This is a genomic window from Anaerococcus tetradius ATCC 35098, from assembly GCF_000159095.1.
GTDB lineage: Bacteria > Bacillota > Clostridia > Tissierellales > Peptoniphilaceae > Anaerococcus > Anaerococcus tetradius.
The window spans coordinates 1-545 of sequence record NZ_GG666348.1 but is presented as its reverse complement, the minus strand read 5'-3'; the positions used below and the strand labels follow the sequence as shown (position 1 = coordinate 545).

Genomic DNA, 545 nt, shown 5'->3' with positions numbered 1-545 from the left:
TTCATAGTCCTTGTATACTCTTAAAATCTTTATATCTTTTTCTTTTGCAGCATTTATACAAAGTTCTTCCTGCATTTCAAGTGAATTACTTTTATCCCTGTAAGCTTCCTTTCTTTCCTGTGATAATCTAGCATAAATACCGGCAATGTATATTTTTTCAATCACTTTTACAACTTCTGTTTCTGATTGTGATATATGCCTATTTTTTGTTCTAGCCACAGCATACCTCACTTTCAGCACTTACAAGACTTTTATTCATAACAGTGGGAATAGTTTTTGACTTCCTACTTATATAGACACTTTTCTTTTTTATGGTGTTAGATTTAATATCAGGCTTATCCGTTTTTGTCATTTCTTCAAGTAAAGACAATTCTTCGGTATGATTAAACCTAACATCTATCGTCTTATCTTCAGAAATAAAAATTTTATCAATGAGCATCACAACAGACAATCTATCTATTTCAGATAAATTTTTATACTTGTTAATGTCGATGATCCAACTCTTATTTTTGTCAATCTTCTCCTTAGTATATTCCTGTTTTTTC

Annotated in this window: 2 pseudogenes; both read right to left on the bottom strand. The window is 29.9% G+C overall.

Annotated features, from left to right (window positions below):
* A pseudogene (locus tag HMPREF0077_RS10115) lies at positions 1–219 on the bottom strand (recombinase family protein); the annotation flags it as partial.
* Positions 212–545: pseudogene (locus tag HMPREF0077_RS10110) on the bottom strand (recombinase family protein); the annotation flags it as partial. The pseudogenes HMPREF0077_RS10115 and HMPREF0077_RS10110, both read right to left, overlap by 8 nt.